The organism is Acinetobacter sp. ANC_7634 (assembly GCF_056779875.1).
The window spans coordinates 221,811-240,403 of the sequence record NZ_JBWYIT010000003.1; the positions used below are offsets into that span (position 1 = coordinate 221,811).

Annotated in this window: 19 protein-coding genes; 10 read left to right on the forward strand and 9 right to left on the reverse strand. The window is 39.0% G+C overall.

Annotation, left to right across the window (positions count from 1 at the left end; translation table 11 throughout):
* Nucleotides 1-181 precede the first annotated feature (181 nt).
* Together AC1M9A_RS06050 and AC1M9A_RS06055 are read left to right on the forward strand one after the other, a co-directional pair.
* Nucleotides 182-1,246, forward strand: a complete 1,065-nt coding sequence (locus tag AC1M9A_RS06050; protein ID WP_035269112.1) for an aromatic ring-hydroxylating dioxygenase subunit alpha — start codon at nt 182-184, stop codon at nt 1,244-1,246.
* Nucleotides 1,247-1,297: 51 nt separating this feature from the next.
* Nucleotides 1,298-2,239 (forward strand): PDR/VanB family oxidoreductase, encoded by a 942-nt coding sequence (locus AC1M9A_RS06055; protein WP_481595800.1) that lies wholly within the window; start codon nt 1,298-1,300, stop codon nt 2,237-2,239.
* Nucleotides 2,240-2,289: 50 nt separating this feature from the next.
* On the opposite strand, the gene AC1M9A_RS06060 is transcribed toward AC1M9A_RS06055, so the two are convergent.
* The 3 genes from AC1M9A_RS06060 to mhpT form a co-directional block, all read right to left on the reverse strand.
* Nucleotides 2,290-2,979 (reverse strand): GntR family transcriptional regulator, encoded by a 690-nt coding sequence (locus AC1M9A_RS06060; protein ID WP_035269117.1) that lies wholly within the window; start codon nt 2,977-2,979, stop codon nt 2,290-2,292.
* A 126-nt stretch (nt 2,980-3,105) separates the two neighbouring features.
* Nucleotides 3,106-3,564 carry a MarR family winged helix-turn-helix transcriptional regulator gene (locus tag AC1M9A_RS06065; protein ID WP_092766907.1) on the reverse strand — a complete coding sequence of 153 codons (459 nt, stop codon included), beginning with the start codon at nt 3,562-3,564 and terminating at the stop codon, nt 3,106-3,108.
* Nucleotides 3,565-3,628: 64 nt separating this feature from the next.
* On the reverse strand, nt 3,629-4,861 hold the full coding sequence (gene mhpT, locus AC1M9A_RS06070) for a 3-(3-hydroxy-phenyl)propionate transporter MhpT (protein ID WP_481607516.1): 1,233 nt from the start codon (nt 4,859-4,861) through the stop codon (nt 3,629-3,631).
* 271 nt (nt 4,862-5,132) lie between these two features.
* Here mhpT and AC1M9A_RS06075 point away from each other — a divergent pair, with 271 nt between their 5' ends.
* The 8 genes from AC1M9A_RS06075 (at nt 5,133) to AC1M9A_RS06110 (ending at nt 14,304) form a co-directional block, all read left to right on the forward strand.
* Nucleotides 5,133-5,966: a p-hydroxycinnamoyl CoA hydratase/lyase gene (locus AC1M9A_RS06075; protein ID WP_035270071.1), complete on the forward strand. Its 834-nt coding sequence runs from the start codon at nt 5,133-5,135 to the stop codon at nt 5,964-5,966.
* Nucleotides 5,967-6,015: 49 nt separating this feature from the next.
* Nucleotides 6,016-7,467 (forward strand): aldehyde dehydrogenase, encoded by a 1,452-nt coding sequence (locus tag AC1M9A_RS06080; RefSeq protein ID WP_481588861.1) that lies wholly within the window; start codon nt 6,016-6,018, stop codon nt 7,465-7,467.
* Between the two features lie 78 nt (nt 7,468-7,545).
* Nucleotides 7,546-9,432, forward strand: a complete 1,887-nt coding sequence (locus AC1M9A_RS06085; protein WP_481609848.1) for a feruloyl-CoA synthase — start codon at nt 7,546-7,548, stop codon at nt 9,430-9,432.
* 72 nt (nt 9,433-9,504) lie between these two features.
* Complete coding sequence (locus AC1M9A_RS06090) at nt 9,505-10,644, forward strand: acyl-CoA dehydrogenase family protein (RefSeq protein WP_481609849.1); 1,140 nt, start codon at nt 9,505-9,507, stop codon at nt 10,642-10,644.
* A gap of 48 nt (nt 10,645-10,692) precedes the next feature.
* Complete coding sequence (locus AC1M9A_RS06095) at nt 10,693-11,946, forward strand: OprD family outer membrane porin (RefSeq protein ID WP_481609850.1); 1,254 nt, start codon at nt 10,693-10,695, stop codon at nt 11,944-11,946.
* A gap of 52 nt (nt 11,947-11,998) precedes the next feature.
* Nucleotides 11,999-12,532: a DUF3237 domain-containing protein gene (locus AC1M9A_RS06100; protein WP_481609851.1), complete on the forward strand. Its 534-nt coding sequence runs from the start codon at nt 11,999-12,001 to the stop codon at nt 12,530-12,532.
* Between the two features lie 22 nt (nt 12,533-12,554).
* Nucleotides 12,555-12,941: a PaaI family thioesterase gene (locus AC1M9A_RS06105; RefSeq protein ID WP_481609852.1), complete on the forward strand. Its 387-nt coding sequence runs from the start codon at nt 12,555-12,557 to the stop codon at nt 12,939-12,941.
* A gap of 13 nt (nt 12,942-12,954) precedes the next feature.
* Nucleotides 12,955-14,304 (forward strand): MFS transporter, encoded by a 1,350-nt coding sequence (locus tag AC1M9A_RS06110; RefSeq protein WP_481609853.1) that lies wholly within the window; start codon nt 12,955-12,957, stop codon nt 14,302-14,304.
* Nucleotides 14,305-14,424: 120 nt separating this feature from the next.
* On the opposite strand, the gene pcaG is transcribed toward AC1M9A_RS06110, so the two are convergent.
* The 6 genes from pcaG to AC1M9A_RS06140 all read right to left on the reverse strand — a co-directional run.
* Nucleotides 14,425-15,054, reverse strand: a complete 630-nt coding sequence (pcaG, locus tag AC1M9A_RS06115) for a protocatechuate 3,4-dioxygenase subunit alpha (RefSeq protein WP_092766915.1) — start codon at nt 15,052-15,054, stop codon at nt 14,425-14,427.
* A 14-nt stretch (nt 15,055-15,068) separates the two neighbouring features.
* Nucleotides 15,069-15,794, reverse strand: a complete 726-nt coding sequence (gene pcaH, locus AC1M9A_RS06120) for a protocatechuate 3,4-dioxygenase subunit beta (RefSeq protein ID WP_481609854.1) — start codon at nt 15,792-15,794, stop codon at nt 15,069-15,071.
* A 35-nt stretch (nt 15,795-15,829) separates the two neighbouring features.
* A complete protein-coding gene (gene pcaC / locus AC1M9A_RS06125; RefSeq protein WP_035269644.1) occupies nt 15,830-16,228 on the reverse strand; it encodes a 4-carboxymuconolactone decarboxylase in 399 nt (132 codons plus the stop codon).
* Nucleotides 16,229-16,275: 47 nt separating this feature from the next.
* Nucleotides 16,276-17,058, reverse strand: coding sequence for a 3-oxoadipate enol-lactonase (gene pcaD, locus AC1M9A_RS06130; RefSeq protein WP_481595889.1), 783 nt, complete (start codon nt 17,056-17,058; stop codon nt 16,276-16,278).
* Nucleotides 17,055-18,413 (reverse strand): 3-carboxy-cis,cis-muconate cycloisomerase, encoded by a 1,359-nt coding sequence (pcaB, locus tag AC1M9A_RS06135; protein WP_481609855.1) that lies wholly within the window; start codon nt 18,411-18,413, stop codon nt 17,055-17,057. Before pcaB ends, pcaD begins: the two co-directional genes overlap by 4 nt.
* A gap of 62 nt (nt 18,414-18,475) precedes the next feature.
* The coding region (locus tag AC1M9A_RS06140; RefSeq protein WP_481609859.1) for a hypothetical protein at nt 18,476-18,593 on the reverse strand (118 nt) is incomplete at its 5' end.

The following is an 18,593-nucleotide window of genomic DNA, read 5'->3' on the forward strand; positions in this document are numbered from 1 at the left end:
TGACAATGAATCAATTTCGCCATATTCTTGGATGGTGATTTGCCATCATTTTTGCTCAACAATAATTATTATTTAAATGCTCTCTCAAAAATGGATCCAAAATATTTATTTTTAAAGATCATTATTGACTTTTTATCTAAAAAATAGAATTATTGGATCCAATTGATAAGGAGATCAACTCATGTTTGTAAAAAATGCTTGGTATGTGGCGGCACGACCTGAAGAAGTACAAGATAAGCCTCTAGGAAGACAAATTTGCGGTGAAAAAATGGTTTTTTATCGTGGTAAAGAAAACCAAATACATGCCGTTGAAGATTTTTGCCCACATCGCGGTGCACCTTTGTCATTAGGCTTTGTTGAAGATGGTCAACTGGTCTGTGGTTATCATGGGTTAGTGATGGGATGTGACGGTAAAACGGTTTCAATGCCTGGGCAACGTGTACGTGGCTTTCCTTGCAATAAAAGCTATCGCGCAATTGAAAAATTTGGCTTTATTTGGGTATGGCCAGGAGACCAATCGCTTGCAAGTGAAGATCAACTCCCAACTTTAGAGTGGGCTGAAAATCCAGAATGGGCCTATGGTGGTGGACTATTCCACATCAATTGTGATTACCGTTTGATGATTGATAACTTAATGGATCTTACCCATGAAACATATGTTCATGCAAACAGCATTGGTCAAAAAGAAATTGATGAAGCTGCACCAACCACTCGTGTTGATGGTGACCACGTTGTGACTGAACGTCATATGGAAAACATTTATGCACCTCCATTTTGGCAAATGGCTCTAAAAGGTAATAATCTCGCTGCAGATGTTCTAGTAGACCGTTGGCAAATTTGTCACTTTCATGCACCTAGCAATGTTCATATTGAAGTTGGTGTTGCCCACGCAGGACATGGTGGTTACAACGCACCGGAAAATAAAAAAGTGTCTTCAATCGTTGTAGATTTTATTACCCCCGAAACGGAAACGTCTCACTGGTATTTCTGGGGAATGGCTCGACACTTCCAACCCGACAACATCGAATTAACTAACCAAATTCGTGAGGGACAGGGCAAAATTTTCTCGGAAGATTTAGATATGCTTGAACAACAGCAACAGAATTTATTGAGACATCCTGATCGTAAATTGCTGATGCTGAATATTGATGCAGGCGGTGTTCAATCTCGAAAAGTAATAGACCGCTTGATCAGCTTAGAGCAAACGAATGATGAGCAGAAAATTACAACTTTAAATGTTGTTTAAAGTAAACCCACATTTTATCAGTTTTTCATTTTACCAAGGAGCGATACTCACATGGATGTGACTATTCAGAAGATTTATCGTCATAATGAACACATTTTATCTTTCGAACTGGTAAACACCCATGGTGAATTATTACCAGCTTTTCAAGCCGGTGCACATATTGATGTGCACTTAGGTAATCAATTAATTAGACAGTATTCTTTGGCAAATTGTAGTTCAGAGCAGCACCGTTACGTCATTGGTGTCCTGAATGATCCTTTATCACGTGGTGGTTCTAAATTTATTCATGAACAACTTCGTGAGGGTCAGCAGCTCAAGATTAGTGAACCACGAAATTTGTTTGCCTTGGTTCCTGAGACAGAATATGCATATTTGTGTGCAGGTGGAATCGGTATCACTCCTATCTTAGCAATGGCTAAAGAGCTTAAACGCAATAATCAGCCCTTCCAATTACTGTATTTTGTGAAAACGAGAGCTTCTATTGCATTCCAACAAGATTTAGAGGCTCTAGGAGATTCCGTCCACATCCATATTGATGATGAACCTGAAACACATATTCTTTTGAATACAGTCTTTGCCTCTCCTCATATCGATCATCATATTTATGTATGTGGCCCAGATGGTTTTATGAACTATGTGATCCATACCGCAGATACGCTCTCTTGGCCTAGTCATCAAGTACATAAAGAGCATTTCAGCGCACAAGCTATTGATACCAGTCAAGATGGCAGTTTTGAAATTGAGATTTTAAAAACAGGGCAACGTATTCATGTCGCAGCTGATCAATCTGCAGCACAAGCTTTAGAACATGCTGGAATCTGTATCCCTTTATCTTGTGAACAAGGTATTTGTGGCACTTGCTTAGTAGATGTAGTTGAAGGTGAAATTGATCACAGAGATATGTATTTAACTGAAGAGGAACAAGCTGCAAATGATCAATTCACACCTTGTTGCTCAAGAGCCAAATCTCAACGAATTATCATTGATGTTTAATTTGGATCGATAGATTTTCAAGTGTAGCCCTTCATTAATTGAAGGGTTTTTTATATAGACCCATCTGTATGAAATATTGAACGCATAGTCTCCCCTAAAGTAACCACATGACTATGCTCACGCATTAAACTTTCAGCGCGTGCTGAGTCTTGTTGCTTTAATGCATTGAATATTGAGCAGTGTTGGATATGCGCATATTGCAAACGACGAATTTCAGACAGCGCATTATTTTTATCATAAGTCAGTGCTTGTGCAGATGCCATAGGTAACTGATTGTTTTTACTGAGTGCTTGCACAATTGCGACATTATCCGAGCCTTGAATAATAGTATTGTGAAAAATAGTGTTGTAATGATGGTAGGTTTCTAAATCATCGCTTGTTAATTCTGGTTTATTGAATATGGAATCAATTTGCGTAATACAATTCAAAAGTGTTTGATGTTGATCTAACGTCATGCCTTTTTCAGCAAGCGTTTTTGCAGCAAGACCTTCTAAAACGCCACGTACATGCAACGCATCATGAACTAATTTGGATGAAATTTCTCGAACAGTATAGCCTCGAGTTGGATTTTTAACGAGTAAGCCTTCTTGCTCTAAAAGCCGAAAAGCCATTCGAATAGGTTGACGCGATACACCTAGCATTTCAGCAGTCGGAATTTCAGCCAAACGAGAACCTCCTGCAATCTCCCCAGAAATAATCATTTTTCGAAGTTCAATTAACACTTGCTGCCCTGAAGACATATAACTACTCAATTTTTTTGATCATGATTGATCCTAACGAGTCAGATTTGGAATATCAATCTCTGTTGACTTAAAGGACTCTTTTAGGCCGGAAATTCACTATTCTATTTTTGATAACTGAGGTGATTATGAGTTCGTATCATCAATATTTATTTTTTGAAGATTGGTTGCCATTAACTCTAGATTGTTTCGAATTAAATAAGCTAAATGGATATCTACCCCATCTAACATTTTTTGTTCTATCTCATTAACAATGTTTCGACATTGTTCGAGTTTTTCAAATCCTTTAGGCGTTACATTAATTAAAATTCTTCGTCCATGTGAGGGATCTGAAGCTCTACTGATCCAATCCTGGTTTTGTAAATCTTGTAGAATTTTATTGGTAGATTGCGGTTTAATAAATGAACGTTCTGCAAGTTTTGCATTAGATAGATTGCCTTTCGCAGCGATAACTGACAATGCTGTAAACTGAGATAAGGTGATATCTAAGTCTTTTAAACGTTCAGTTAACAGTTTACTCACAATACGATCAACCCTTGCAATTATATAGCTCAGTGTCGGAATCGAATGATTAACTTCTGACATTTTATATTCCTTAATAGATGAACAAAAGTATGACTACTGTCGTAATCATACTTTTAACATATGTTTAACGTGTAGTTATATTTAGAACAGCATCAGACTGCTCTGGACGTGGTTTGCGTACAAGCATTAATGCCGCAATAGCTGCAAATAAAATCAGTGGAATACTTGCACCAATGACCATTGCTGAACTAGAACCTAACGACAGTAGCATGCCAGCAAATAGGGGCCCTGCAAAAGATCCTATACGCCCTACTGCGACTGCAGCGCCTACACCCGTGCCACGCATTTCTGTTGGATAGAACATCGCTGCCAATCCGTAGAGCGCTGATTGGCCACCTACAATAAATAGACCACAACCCACAGCAGACAATACAAGTAAGGCAACAGTTGGTGAGATTGCAAGACAGCACAGTGATAACAAGATACCAATATATATAAATTTAATTACAGTACTCATGCGAATCTTATCAAGTAAAGTTCCCATGAGAATCGACCCGAAGATACCACCGATGTTGTAACCAATTTGAACATAGTTCGCCTCTGTTTTTCCTAAACCTTGTGCACCCATCAATAGTGGCAACCAGTTGAGTAAAAAATATAAAACAACTAACGTAAAGAAAAAACTGATCCAAATTTGAATCGTGGAAAAACGCCGTTCTTTTGCAAACAACACTTCAAAGAATGGGGTAGAAGTTTTATTCTTCGTCGCTGTTAAATAGTCTTTAGACTCTGGCAAATATTTCATTAGCAAAGGGATTAAAAGAATTGGCGCGAAGCCACCAATGTAGAAGATATGTCTCCATTGCGCATCACCAGCTAAACCCATTGCCACGAATGATGTCAACATTCCACCAAATGGAATACCGCTATACATAATACTGACTGCAATGCCTTTATGTTTCTCTGATACTGCCTCAGATGCCATGGTGATCATCATTGGTAAAGCGCCACCCATCCCTAAGCCAGTCAAGAAACGAATGATTAAAAGCAGTGTATAATCAGAAGCATATGCCGTTAGAACTGACATCACTCCAAAAATTAAAATACTGGTCAATAGAACTGCCTTACGCCCAATTTTATCAGCGAAACGACCTCCTAATAATGCACCAGGTAAAGTACCCAAGATTGCCGCGCTAAATGCCCATGCCATTTGAGTATTATCTAAGCCAAACTCTGCTCGCATCCGTGGTGCTGCTACGCCCATTGATTGAAGATCGAAACCTTCAAATACAGCGATAGCGAAACACAGTACGAGTGTAAGCGTAGCTTTAGTCTTACTACTTACACTTTGTTCCATTTTTTATTGTCCCTTTTAGAGCTTTTAAAATACTTTTAAAAAAATACACATCCTATGTATTGCCTCCGTCCAGGCAACTCAAAAAATATCACCTAAACTTATAAAATAATCAATATTTTTTTTTAAATAAAATTCATTTAAAATATTATTTTATTAAATATCAATAGATTATAAAAATTCTATAAAAAATTCAAAAAAACACTTGTATGTAAGTTTAACTGATATTATCTTAATTTCATCAGGACATAAAACAAACACTAAGGAGCTTATCATGTCTTATCAAAATCGCTGGTCCACTGTAGATGTAAAAGTTGAAGCTGGCATTGCTTGGGTCACTTTAAATCGCCCAGAAAAGAAAAATGCGATGAGTCCAACCTTAAATAAAGAAATGATTGATGTACTTGAAACGCTTGAACTCGATCCAGAAGCAGGTGTTTTGGTACTCACTGGTGCTGGGGATTCTTGGACAGCAGGTATGGACTTGAAAGAGTACTTCCGTGAGGTTGACAGCCAGCCAGAAATTTTCCAAGAACGAATTCGTCGTGATGCATCACGTTGGCAATGGCATTTACTTCGTTTTTATTCAAAACCAACGATTGCAATGGTAAACGGCTGGTGCTTCGGTGGTGGATTCTCACCACTAGTCGCATGTGATCTAGCCATTGCAGCAGATGAAGCTACATTTGGCTTGTCTGAAGTGAATTGGGGAATTCCTCCAGGTAACTTAGTGAGCAAAGCTATGGCTGATACAGTTGGTCATCGTGCTTCTATGTACTACATCATGACAGGCAAAACCTTCTCTGGTGTTGAAGCTGCAAATATGGGCTTAGTAAACAAGAGCGTTCCACTTGCACAATTACGTGCAGAAGTAACTGAATTGGCAAATAATTTGCTTGAAAAGAATCCAGTTGTACTGCGTACTGCGAAGAATGGTTTTAAACGCTGTCGTGAGCTGACTTGGGAGCAAAACGAAGATTACTTATACGCCAAACTGGATCAATGCAACTACCGTGATGATGAAGGTGGTCGTGCACAAGGTATGAAGCAATTCTTGGATGACAAAACAATCAAACCAGGTCTTCAAACTTATAAACGTCCTGCTTAAGCAGAATCTACTTTTTTCGTCATGATGGACATGTAAGGAAACATTCACCATGCAAAACGTACAGTTACTTATTCACGGCCAATCTGTTGCAGCAAGTTCAGGACAAACTTTTGAAAGAATCAGTCCAATTAATGGCTCAATCGCATCAACGAGTGCAGCAGCGACTTTAAGCGATGTTGATCGTGCAATTGAGTCAGCGCATGAAGCATTCAAAACTTGGTCTGCTCTATCACCAACAGACCGACGTTTAAAATTGCTTAAAGCTGCAGATTTGATGGATCAAAAAACTGAACAGTTTATTCAAACTGCAATACATGAAATAGGTTCAACTGCGACGTGGTATGGCTTTAATGTCCATCTTGCTGCCAATATGCTGAGAGAAGCGGCAGCCATGACTACACAAATTGATGGAAATATTATTCCATCAGATGTTCCTGGCAATATCGCTATGGGTGTTCGCGTTCCATGTGGTGTCATCGTTGGTATGGCGCCGTGGAATGCTCCTGTTATCTTAGCCACTCGTGCCTTAGCGATGCCTCTGGCTTGTGGGAATACAGTCGTACTTAAAGCATCTGAAGCTTGCCCTGCAACACATCGATTAATTGGGGAAGTACTTCATGAAGCAGGTATTGGCGATGGTGTTGTCAATGTCATTACTCATGCTCCGCAAGATGCTCCACAGATTGTAGAGCGTTTAATCAGTCATCCATTGACTAAAAGAATTAATTTTACAGGTTCAACGCATGTAGGACGAATAATTGCACAAACTGCAGCGAAATACCTCAAACCAGTGTTGCTGGAACTTGGTGGCAAAGCACCGGTCATTGTATTGGAGCAAGCGGACCTGGACGAAGCCGTTAATGCCATCAGTTTCGGCGCTTTTTTCAATCAGGGACAGATCTGTATGTCGACAGAGCGTGTTCTTGTGGATGAAAAAATTGCAGACCAATTCATCGAAAAATTGATCAATAAAGTTCAGAATATCAGAGCAGGAAATCCACTTGAGAGTCAAGAACCCCTGGGCGTTCTAGAAAGTTTAAAAGCTGCAACAAGAATCAAAAATTTAATTGAAGATGCACGTGAAAAAGGTGCATATTTACCACTAGGTTTAAGCATTGATGGTGCTATGATGCAACCTACTATCGTAGTTGACGTCACTAAAGATATGCAGATTTATGCCGAAGAGTCTTTTGGTCCTGTGTGCACCGTTCAACGTTTTAAAACTGTTGATGAAGCAATCGATTTAGCAAATGACTCAGAATTTGGATTATCTGCAGCAGTTTTTAGTCAAGATTTATCCCTAGCTCTAGATGTTGCTAAACGTATCGAATCAGGTATTTGTCATATTAATGGTGCAACCGTTCATGATGAAGCGCAAATGCCTTTTGGTGGCGTGAAACAAAGTGGTTATGGACGATTTGGAAGTAAAGTCTCAGTTGCAGAGTTCACTGAGCTGCGTTGGATCACCATGCAAACCAAAACTCGTCACTACCCTATTTAACGAATATTTCAAAGAGTTGACATGAAGTCAGCTCTTTTCGTTGGAAAAGAATAGCTAAAAATACATGGAGTGAAAACAATGTCGAATATGACGGTTCATACGCATAAATATCCTGAGCGATTTGTTAAATTAGGCAGTCACGAGATTGAGTTTCAATCTAAAAATGGCACTTTGTATATTTCCCCAAAAGAACAACTTAAACCATACCCACAAAAAATTACTGACCGTTTAATTCAATATGCTCAAACACATCCCGATCGTGTATTCGCAGCAAAACGTGGTCATGATGATGAATGGATTAAGCTTACATACGCAGAAACATTAGATCGAGCATGGCGTATTGCACAAAGTTTGAAACAATATTCACATCTTTCAACTGAACGTCCTATTGTCATTCTATCTGGAAATGATCTAGAGCATCTTACTTTGTCAATGGGAGCAATGCTTGCAGGAATTCCATTCTCTGCAATTTCTCCTGCCTATTCACTTATTTCTAAGGATTTTGGCAAGCTCAAACATGTGTTTGATATTCTAACACCAGGTTTGGTTTTTGCTAATGATGGTCAAGCTTTTGCTAAAGCGATTGAACATTGCTGTGATACAGATGATATTGTGATCGTTACGAATTCTGGAAAATTTGGTGAGAAAAATTGCCTTGCTTTCTCTTCACTCCTCTGCTCTGAAATTAGTGATATTAAAGATCATTATGAAACCATTGATGAACATCAAATAGCGAAATTTCTATTTACATCTGGCTCAACTAAAATGCCGAAAGCGGTACCTACAACGCATCTAATGCTATGTACCAATCAACAGATGCTGCTTCAGACCTTCCCTGAGTTTGAAGAGACCCCCCCAGTATTAGTTGATTGGTTAGCATGGCATCATACTTTTGGTGGCAGTCATAATGTAGGAATCGCACTATATAACGGCGGCACAATTTATATTGATGACGGCAAGCCAGTTCCAGGAAAGATGCAAGAAACCATCAGGAATCTTAAGGAAATTGCACCTACTGTGTATTTAAACGTTCCTAAAGGATGGGAAGAAATAACCGTAGCACTTGAACAAGATGCTGAGTTACGTGAAAAATTTTTTAGTCGAGTTAAAATTTTGTTTTTTGCTGGTGCTGCACTATCAGAAGCTGGTTGGAACAGACTTGACCAAATCGCGCAGTCACACTGTGGAGAACGTATTCGTATCATGAGCGGTTTGGGGATGACTGAGACTGCACCATCATGTGTGTTTACAACTGGTCCCAAAGTAATGGCTGGGTTCATTGGATATCCAGCTCCAGGTTGCGAAGTTAAATTAGTTCCCTATGGTGACAAACTTGAGTTTTGTGTTCGTGGTAAAAATGTCATGAAACATTACTGGCGTCTACCTATGGAACAACAAGCTAATATCTTTGATGATGAAGGCTTTTATCGCACCGGGGATGCAGTGAAATTAGTGGATCCATCCGACCCGAGTCAGGGACTCATGTATGATGGCCGTATAGCTGAAGATTTTAAGTTAAATACAGGTACCTTTGTCAATGTTGGAACTTTACGCAATAAAGTTCTCATTACAGGTAATCGATTTATTCAAGATGTTTGTATTACTGGTTCTAATTTAAGTGCGATTGGATTTTTAATATTTCCCAAAATTGCAGATTGCGCTGAGTATGCAGGATTAGATTTAAGTCTAGTTGGTGCTAAAGAGGTGCTTCTACACCCTAAAGTTCAACAGTGGTTCAAGCAGTTTTTAATTGATTTCAACAAAGATGCGACAGGTAGTTCAAATACCGTTTCGATGCTTTATCTCATGATTGAACCTCCACTTCTTGATGCAGGAGAAACCACTGATAAAGGCAATCTCAATCAAAGTGGTATCTTGAAACGTCGCATAGCAATGGTGGAAGAGTTATACGAAAAAAACATCAATAATCCACTCATTATTCGCATTCCAACCCTTAGAAATTAACTCAACTTTTTTATTCAGCAGCGTTTAGTCAAACGCTGCTTAGACAGTTGCATTCAAAATTAGGATAACGCTATGCAGAAAGATAGTGATTTTGAGCTGTTTCGGGACAATTATCGACGCTTCCTAGCAGAGTTTGTCGCCCCATATTATGAGTCATGGGAAGAGCAAGGACTCATGCCTCGACAAGTTTGGGATCAACTTGGACAAAATGGATTTTTATGCGTCGATGTGCCTGAACAATATGGAGGTTACGGCGCACCGATATATTATTCACAAATGATCGTTCAAGAAACTGCTCGAGCGGGCTTCTCTGCGTTAGCCGTTGCAATCGGTGGTCAGAGTGAGCTTGTTTCACCCTATATCCAGAATATTGGAAGTGAAGATCAAAAACAATATTGGTTACCTAAAATGGTATCCGGTGAAGTTGTTACAGCTATTGCAATGACTGAAGCCAATGCAGGTTCAGACCTACAAGCCATCCGCACTCAAGCCTTATTAGATGGCGATCATTATGTGGTAAATGGCTCAAAAACGTTTATATCGAATGGTCAACATGCAGATCTCATAGTTTTAGTTGCTAAAACTGATCCTCAAGCAAGAGCTAAAGGTATTTCGATTTTATTGGTGGATGCTCATTTAGATGGAGTAAAAAAAGGTCGTGGTCTAAAAAAAATTGGACTTCAATCTCAAGACACTGCCGAATTATTTTTTGACCAAGTCAGAGTTCCTAAAGACCAATTATTAGGTCAGGAAGGTCAAGGCTTTAGCTATCTCATGCAAGAACTTCCACGTGAGCGTTTGAGTATTTCTCTCATGGCATTAGGCGCTTTGCAAGGTGCTTTAGAAATGACTCAAGAATATGTCCTCGAACGTAAAGCTTTTGGACAATCAATTGCACAATTTCAAAATACTCGTTTTGTAATCGCTCAAGCCAAAATTAAAACTCTAGCAGCCGAAGCCTTTGTCGAAAAATGTAAGTCGCTTTATCAACAGCGAGTATTGGATGTAAGCGAAGTTGCGGCATTGAAATGCTTCATCACTGATACCCAATGTGAAGTCATTGATCAACTTCTGCAATTGTTCGGGGGATATGGATACATGCGGGAATATCCAATATCTCGATTTTATGTCGATGCACGTGTTCAAAAAATTTATGGGGGAACCAATGAAATTATGAAAGAAATCGTTGCAAGAGAACTTTTAGGAAAATAACACAAAGATTACCTCTATGTATTAATACTATTTCAGGATGAAATAAAGATGAAAAAATTATGGATCACACCACTTCTATTATGTACCGCTCCAGTATTTGCAAATAATTTTATCGACCAAAGTAAAGTCGAATTAACTGCACGTAACTTCTACTTTGACCGTGACTTTAAAGTTGACAATAGATACCCCGCATTAAGAGACTGGACACAAGGATTTATCTTTAAAGCGCAATCTGGATTCACCGATGGAACGATTGGTTTTGGTTTAGATCTATTAGCGACTGCAGGTTTTAAACTGGATGCTGATGCTAAATATGGAGGTACAGGAAACTTAATTCGTTCCTTGGCAACCAATGAGCCTGCAGATCAATATGGTGAAGTTGGAGTCACTTTAAAAGCTAAAGTTTCTGAAACCGAGGTACGTATAGGGACTCTTCAACCCATGACTCCTGTTTTAGTCGGCTCTCCAGCACGACTTTTACCTCAAACGTATCGAGGTGTTGCAGTTCAATCTAAAGATATTCAAGGTCTGGATCTCCAAGCATCCTATATTGATGAAGTCAATCAACGTGATTCTACAAATTATGAAGCTATAAAAATCTCTGGAGTAAATGGTCGTTATATTTCTGAAGAAACAGATTATTTGTATTACTTAGGTGGACATTATGACTTAACTCATAATCCATTGCGGTTGACTGCATTTCATATGGATGTTAACGACTTATATCGCCAATCGTTGTTAGGCATAACCTATAAATATCCAATCTCTAATCAATCCACTTTTACAACACAGTTGCGTTACTACATTAGCGATGAAGATGGGACTGCTAAAGCGGGTTTAGTTGACAATCATTTACTTCATAGCCATTCAGAACTTCAACACCAAAACCATAAGTTTATCTTTTCTACATTTCACCACTTTGGAGATACTGCTTTTCCGTACTTAACTGGAGGAGAAACTGGACTAGCAATTGATACTTGGACTGGTGAGTTTTTGAATGCGAAAGAGCGTGTTTATAGCCTGCGTTATGAATACGATTTTAAAGACTATATTCCAGGTCTTCGTTTTATGACCCGCTATACCCATGGTAGCAATATTTACGCACCACAGTTGGGTGGTACAGATTTTTCGGAAGATGAATTGGATTTTGATCTAGCTTACATAGTTCAAAATGGCCCACTAAAAAATTTAGGTTTACGCGCGCGTTACGCGATCTACGATAATGATATGCCAATTACCGCCAATATTAAGCCAGCCAATGAAACTCGTATCAATATTGATTACACGTGGAAATTTAAATAATAACAAAAGGGTTCTTTACTGAGGAACCCTACCCTCTCTAAGGATAATAAGTATGAAATATTTAATCGGCTTATTGGTCTATACCACCACTACATTAAGTTTGGCAAATACCCAATATTCACCACAACCCATAAAACTTGAACCCCTTGCGACATTCAATGTTGAACTCACAGCCCCAGTTTGGGAACTCGGTAAAACTTCAGATTTAGGGCAAAGACGCATTATCCCAATCACTGGAGGAACTTTTTCTGGACCAAGTTTGAAGGGGCGTATTCTTAACAATGGTGCAGATTGGCAAAAGGTCGATAGCAAAGGTTTGGCATATATAGATACGCGCTATTTATTAGAAACTGATGATGGTGCTCTGATTTATTTACAAACTAAAGGTTATCGCCATGCTTCACCACAAGTACTAGAACAATTAAGTCGTGGCGAAGATGTTAATCCCACTCAATATTACTTCAAGTTAACCATGCAGTTTGAAACTAGCTCAGAAAAATATGCATGGCTAAATCAGACAATTGCAGTTGGAAGTGCAATGCGTCTCGGAAAAGCCGTGATCTATGATGCATTTACAGTGAAATAAATATTAAAAGGAGTACTTTTCAATGGACGAACAAGTTTTATCTAATTTACCCCCTATTCATCATTTATTAGGTGGTCATCAACTTCAGTGGGACAAGGAAAAGCGAGTAATTTCAGTTCAATATATTGCTCTTGAAAGTTTTACTAATCCTAGGGGAAGTGTTGAAGGAGGCATGATCTGCGCCATGCTTGATGATGCAATGGGAATTTTAGCTGCCTTAAATCAAACAGAAAAACCAGCTGCCACAATTAATTTAACAATTGATTTCTTCAGACCATGTGAAGTTGGTGAAGTATTGGCAAAAGCATGGTTCATTAAAGAAGGACGTAAAATTTTAAGCATTGAAAGTGAAGCTTGGCAGCATGGAAAGTTAGTGGCAAAAACCAGTGCTGCATTTATGGTTCTATAAGGATTAAAAAAGAATGGATATCTTAAAATTAAAGGACTTTGTCGATAATGAAAAAATAAGTTCATATCAAAAATTCGTCGTTTTTTTCTGTTTTATTTTATACATTATCGATGGATTCGATTTCATGATAATGGCTTATTTGGCAAGTTCAGTTGCCAATGAGTTTTCATTAACTGGTACTAATATAGGAACTTTAATCAGTGCTGGTTTAATTGGTATGACCGTCTGTTCATTTTTACTTGCACCTCTCGCAGATAAAATCGGTAGACGTAATTTGATTAATCTTTGTCTATTAATCTGTGGTTTGAGCATGTTTGCATCTGCATTTGCCACCGATTTTAAGCAATTGGTTCTGTGCAGATTTTTCACTGGTGTTGGTATTGGTGGTGTTCAAATCAGTGCTATGATTTTGGCCAGTGAATATTCTCCAACTAAATATAAAAGTTTTAGTGTTGGGATATTATCTGCCGGTTATGGGATTGGAGCAATTAGCGGAGCACTACTTGCTGTATATAGCTTAGAAAGTATCGGTTGGAGACAAGTATTTCTAATTGGTGGATTCGTTACTACATTTGCTTTTCTTTGCTCATTGAAATTTTTACCAGAATCGATCGATTATTTATTACTAAAACAACCAAAACATGCTTTGGAAAAATTGAATCAAATTTTCTCTAAAATGCATAAAAAACCAATTCTCACACTCCCCAAAGCATATGTAGAAAATCAAAAGTCTTCTTACGTAGAAATATTTAACCACAAGTATTTAGTTAAATCCCTTGTATTATGGGTTTCTATATTCTTTATTCTTTTTGGTTTTTATTTCGTGATGGGCTGGACACCTAAAATTCTCAATAGTTCTGGTCTAGATAACTCATTATCTATTAAAACTGCCATGATGATCAGCGTGGGTGGTATTTTAGGTAGTTTTATCATTGGTGTTCTTAGTTCTAAAGTCAGCGTATACCTCAATCAAATTGCCTTTTTAATCCTCACGTACGTATGTATTTTATTGTTTGTGAACAATACAGATAATTTAAATATATTAATCATCGTTGCCACAACGCTAGGATTCTTTATTAATGGCTGTTTAGCTGGAATCTATGCCATTTCTACACAGCTCTATGAGGCAGATGTACGATCAACAGGCGTGGGGATTGCAACCGGTGTTGGTCGTTTTGGTGGTATTTTCTCTCCAATCATTGCGGGATACTTTTTAGACCTAGGGAACTCGCCTTTAGAATTGTACGGAAATTTTGGTTTTGCATTTGTTTTAGCAGCTATTGCCATTTTCATCATCTATAAGTTAAAACAAAAATCCGTAGTAAATACACCATATGTCGTTTTACAAAAAAAGCCTCAATAATTTATGCTCACGAATATATAACTTTGTATTGTTAAGATAAGTTGTTTCATCAAAATCTATTGATAGAAACAACAAAAGGTCAGTGAAATCACTGACCTTTTGTTGTTTCTTGTTCAAAGTTTAAATATCAAAGAATACAGTTTCATTTTCACCTTGAATACGAATATCGAAACGATAAACGATCTGACCATCACGCTCTTCACGCTTAGCAATGAGTGTTTGACGACGTGGCGCCCACTCAATACCATTCAAAATTGGGTCTTTCGCATTCGCTTCAGCTTCATCCTCGAAGTAAACTCGAGTATGTAAACCTAAATTGATACCACGCGCAAAAATAACCAGCGCGATATGTGGTGCTTGCTGTGAACCCTTACGTCCAGGAACAGCACCTGGTTTGATCGTATCGAAGCTCCAAAAACCAGTGTCAAAATCCGCACCCGCTCTACCCCAACCTAAAAAGTTTGGATCTGGCTGCTTCCCTTGCGTATCCTGCTGACTTGGATAAACACCATTGGCATCAGCTTGCCAAATTTCTACGAGTACATCGCGAAGTGGTAAACCCAAACCGTCAAAAACTTGCCCTTCGAGGCGAATACGTTCACCTTGAGTGCCATCTTTCACCATTTGATTATTGAAGCTATGCTCAAATACTTCTATACCAGCTTGATTAGGCATTAATCCAATATGGACATATGGACCACCTGTTTGAGATGGTGTTTCATGTAATTCTTCAAATTTCCAGCCATTCATCCTGATGCTCCCTATCAAGTCAAATCATTTTCAAAATATGTCGCACGACGACCACGTAAAGTAATGTCAAAACGATAGCAACGACTATCTGCTTCAATAAAGTTGCTCTTGTCTTCGAGCGCAATTAAAGCTCTTCGCTGTTGTTCTGAAGGAACAGTTTTTAAAATTGGACAGCTATCAATTAATGTATCGCCTTCAAAATAAAACTGGGAAATCAAACGCTGTGCCCAGCCATCTGCCATCACAGAAAAATGGATATGTGCTGGACGCCACTCATTGATACGGTTACGCCACGGATAAGGTCCTGGTTTTATCGTTCTAAAAATGAAGAATCCATTTTCATCTGTGAGCATTCGACCGCAACCACCAAAGTTAGGGTCCATAGCTCCCACATACTGATCATTTGGATGGCGATAACGTCCTGAGGCATTCGCTTGCCATACTTCAATCAAAGCATTTTTAACAGGACGACCAAATTGATCACGTAAATAACCATGAATAATGACGCGTTCACCAACAGGTAAACCATCTTTTGCATAATTTAAAATTAAATCATTGTCTTTAGGACCCAATAATTCTGCGCTAAAGTGAGGTGCAGTAACCTCGGTTAATGTTTGCGCAATCGAAATCAGTGCATTTTTCGGGGAACGTAATACACTGGTTTTATACCCCGGTGCATATGCTGGTGGATGATCATCTGTATTTCGCTGTGCATAAGCACCCATCAGAATTTGAGACATGAATCTCTCCTTATTCAATTTAAAATATCGTCCGTTTATTTAATTTTCTCAGGCGAAATGCCTAACTCTGCAAATACTTCTTCTGCCATATGCATTGCAGCATTGGCTGCAGGAAGTCCTGCATATAAAGACGCATGCAAAAATAATTCTTTAAGATCATCTTTAGTGACGCCATTGTTGAAACAAGCACGAATATGCATTCTGAGCTCTGCTTCACGCCCCAATGCAAGTAAGATTCCAATCGTCACCAAACTACGTGTATGTCTTGGCAATCCTGGTCGTGACCAAACCTCACCCCATGCAAAACGACTAATGAAGTTTTGAAAATCAGCATTAAATTCATTTAAATTTTCAAGTGAACGCCCGACATGGGCTTCACCCAAGACTTCAGTACGGACTTCTAGCCCCTGCTTATAACGTTCTTCATCATTCATGAGGTTGTTCCTCTTTAAAATTGAAATTATTTGATGTTCAGATGTGCTTAAGACTGAATAAAAGCAAGCAATGCTTGGTTAAATTCAACTGGTCGCTCAATATTGGATAAATGCGATGCATCTATGACTGCAAGTTGACAGTCAGGTATATGTTGTTTTAAAAACTCACCATCATTCACTGTGGTCACAGGATCTAAGCCGCCACATAATGCCAAACAAGGCACAATAATTTTCCCAAGTTGATTGCGTAAATCCGTCTGAGCTAAAGCACGACAAGAGGCTGCATAGCCTTTAGGTTGAGTGACAGACAAACTCTGAATGGTTTTTTGAGCTGTCACATCGTGTAAATAATCAAATTGTTCACTAAACCAACGCGTATGTGTAGTACTGACGATATCAGCCAAACCATTTTGTTCAACCGCATCTGCACGACTCAACCATGCCTCGGCATTTCCAATTTTTGCTGCTGAATTTGCAATCGTAATAGAGTTAAAACGCTCTGGTGCAATTATGCCTAATTGAATCCCAGTAACTCCCCCCATGGAGATACCACAAAAATGCGCTTTTTCTATAGAGAAATGATTGAGTACATCAAGGACATCATTGGCTAAATCAATGATTGTGGTATTTTCAATGACATTACTTCTTCCATGACCACGTGTGTCGTAGCAAATCACATCATAATCTTTGGAAAAATAATCAATTTGGGCTTGCCACATGCCATGATCAGTGCCCAGTGAGTTTGAAAAAATGATGCTTGGTTTTGTATCGTCACCAAAACGATAGACCGCAAGCTGCTGACCATTACGATTATTGATTAATGTCATTATGGTGTACTTCCTTGAACGCTCTCTAGTACCGCATCTATTTGTGCTTGAGTATTTCCTAGATAATGTTGCGGATTAAAAATCTGACGGAGTTGATCTAGATCAAAAATAGCTAATATTTCTGGATTATTTTGTACAACATCGAGTAAGTGTCGTTGTTCGGTAACTGCTTGCTTACAAGCAGCTTCCACAAGATGATGTGCATTCAATCGACCCATCTGAGGTGCGAGTGACATCATCAGTGCTTCAGCCATGATTAATCCTTGCGTGCACTCTAAATTTCTGAACATATTTTCAGGATCTACTTCTAATCCCGTAAATACATCGATTGCTCTACTTAAACTACCCGCCGTCAGTTGAAATAACTCTGGTAACGCTAGCCATTCAGCATGCCATGCACCTAAACTTCGTTCATGTTCTTGTACTAAGCTTTGGTAGATACTTGACATTAATGCAGGGACGCGATTTGCAGCGGCTAGAATTGAAGCAGCTGCAACAGGATTACGCTTATGAGGCATCGTCGATGACCCTCCACGCCCAGCACCACTCGGTTCAAACACTTCTGCAATTTCTGTTTGCATCATGAGTGACCAGTCACGGGCCATCTTGCCCAAGTTTCCTGTAATCGTTGCAAGTACATGTGCAATTTCGGCTACACGATCTCGCTCCCCATGCCATGTACATACGGGTGTATTTAAACCAAGTTTTTGTGCGTAGGTACTCACTACAGCCGAACCATATTCAGTTAATGAAGCTAAAGTACCTACCGCACCACCTAACTGCGCTGTTAAGACATGTTGCTGTAACTGCTGAACACGCTTTAAATCTCGATCTAAACTAGAGAGCCACCGTGCTGTTTTATGTCCAAAGGTAAGCGGTAAACCTTGTTGCAACCATGTACGTCCGATCATCACCTGATCACGGTATTGAATCGTCAGTTTTTTAGTTGCCTGAATAGCCTGGATAAGTTGCTTTTCGATCAGCTGTAACGCATCTTGAGCTTGCAGCATAAAGGCCGTATCAATGATATCTTGGCTGGTCGCACCCCAATGCACATAACGAGAAGCATCTTCATTGATTTTTTTCACAGCAGCAGTGAATTGCTTTACGAATGGAATTGCAATATTGCCAGCGAGACCACTGGACTGTGCCAAATGATCAAAATTAATAATGGAATGAATTTCTTGTTCTGCAACACGTTGAATCGTTTCAGCAGCAATTAAGGGAATAACACCAACTTCAGCTTGAGATTGAGCCAGTGCAACCTCTGCACGCAACATATATTTTACGAGTGCTTCATCACTAAATATGATATTTACATCATTCTGATAAAACAAACTTGCATATAACTGACTCATAACTTATCCCTATTACGCTTCATCATGTGTTTCACCATAAAGCGTCTATCCAAAAATTGCTGTTAAACTTTTTCAATAATTAAAGCGACGCCTTGACCCACACCGATACACATAGAGCACAATGCATATTTGCCACCAGTTGCTTCAAGTTGATTCAGTGCAGTCGTCACCAAACGCGCA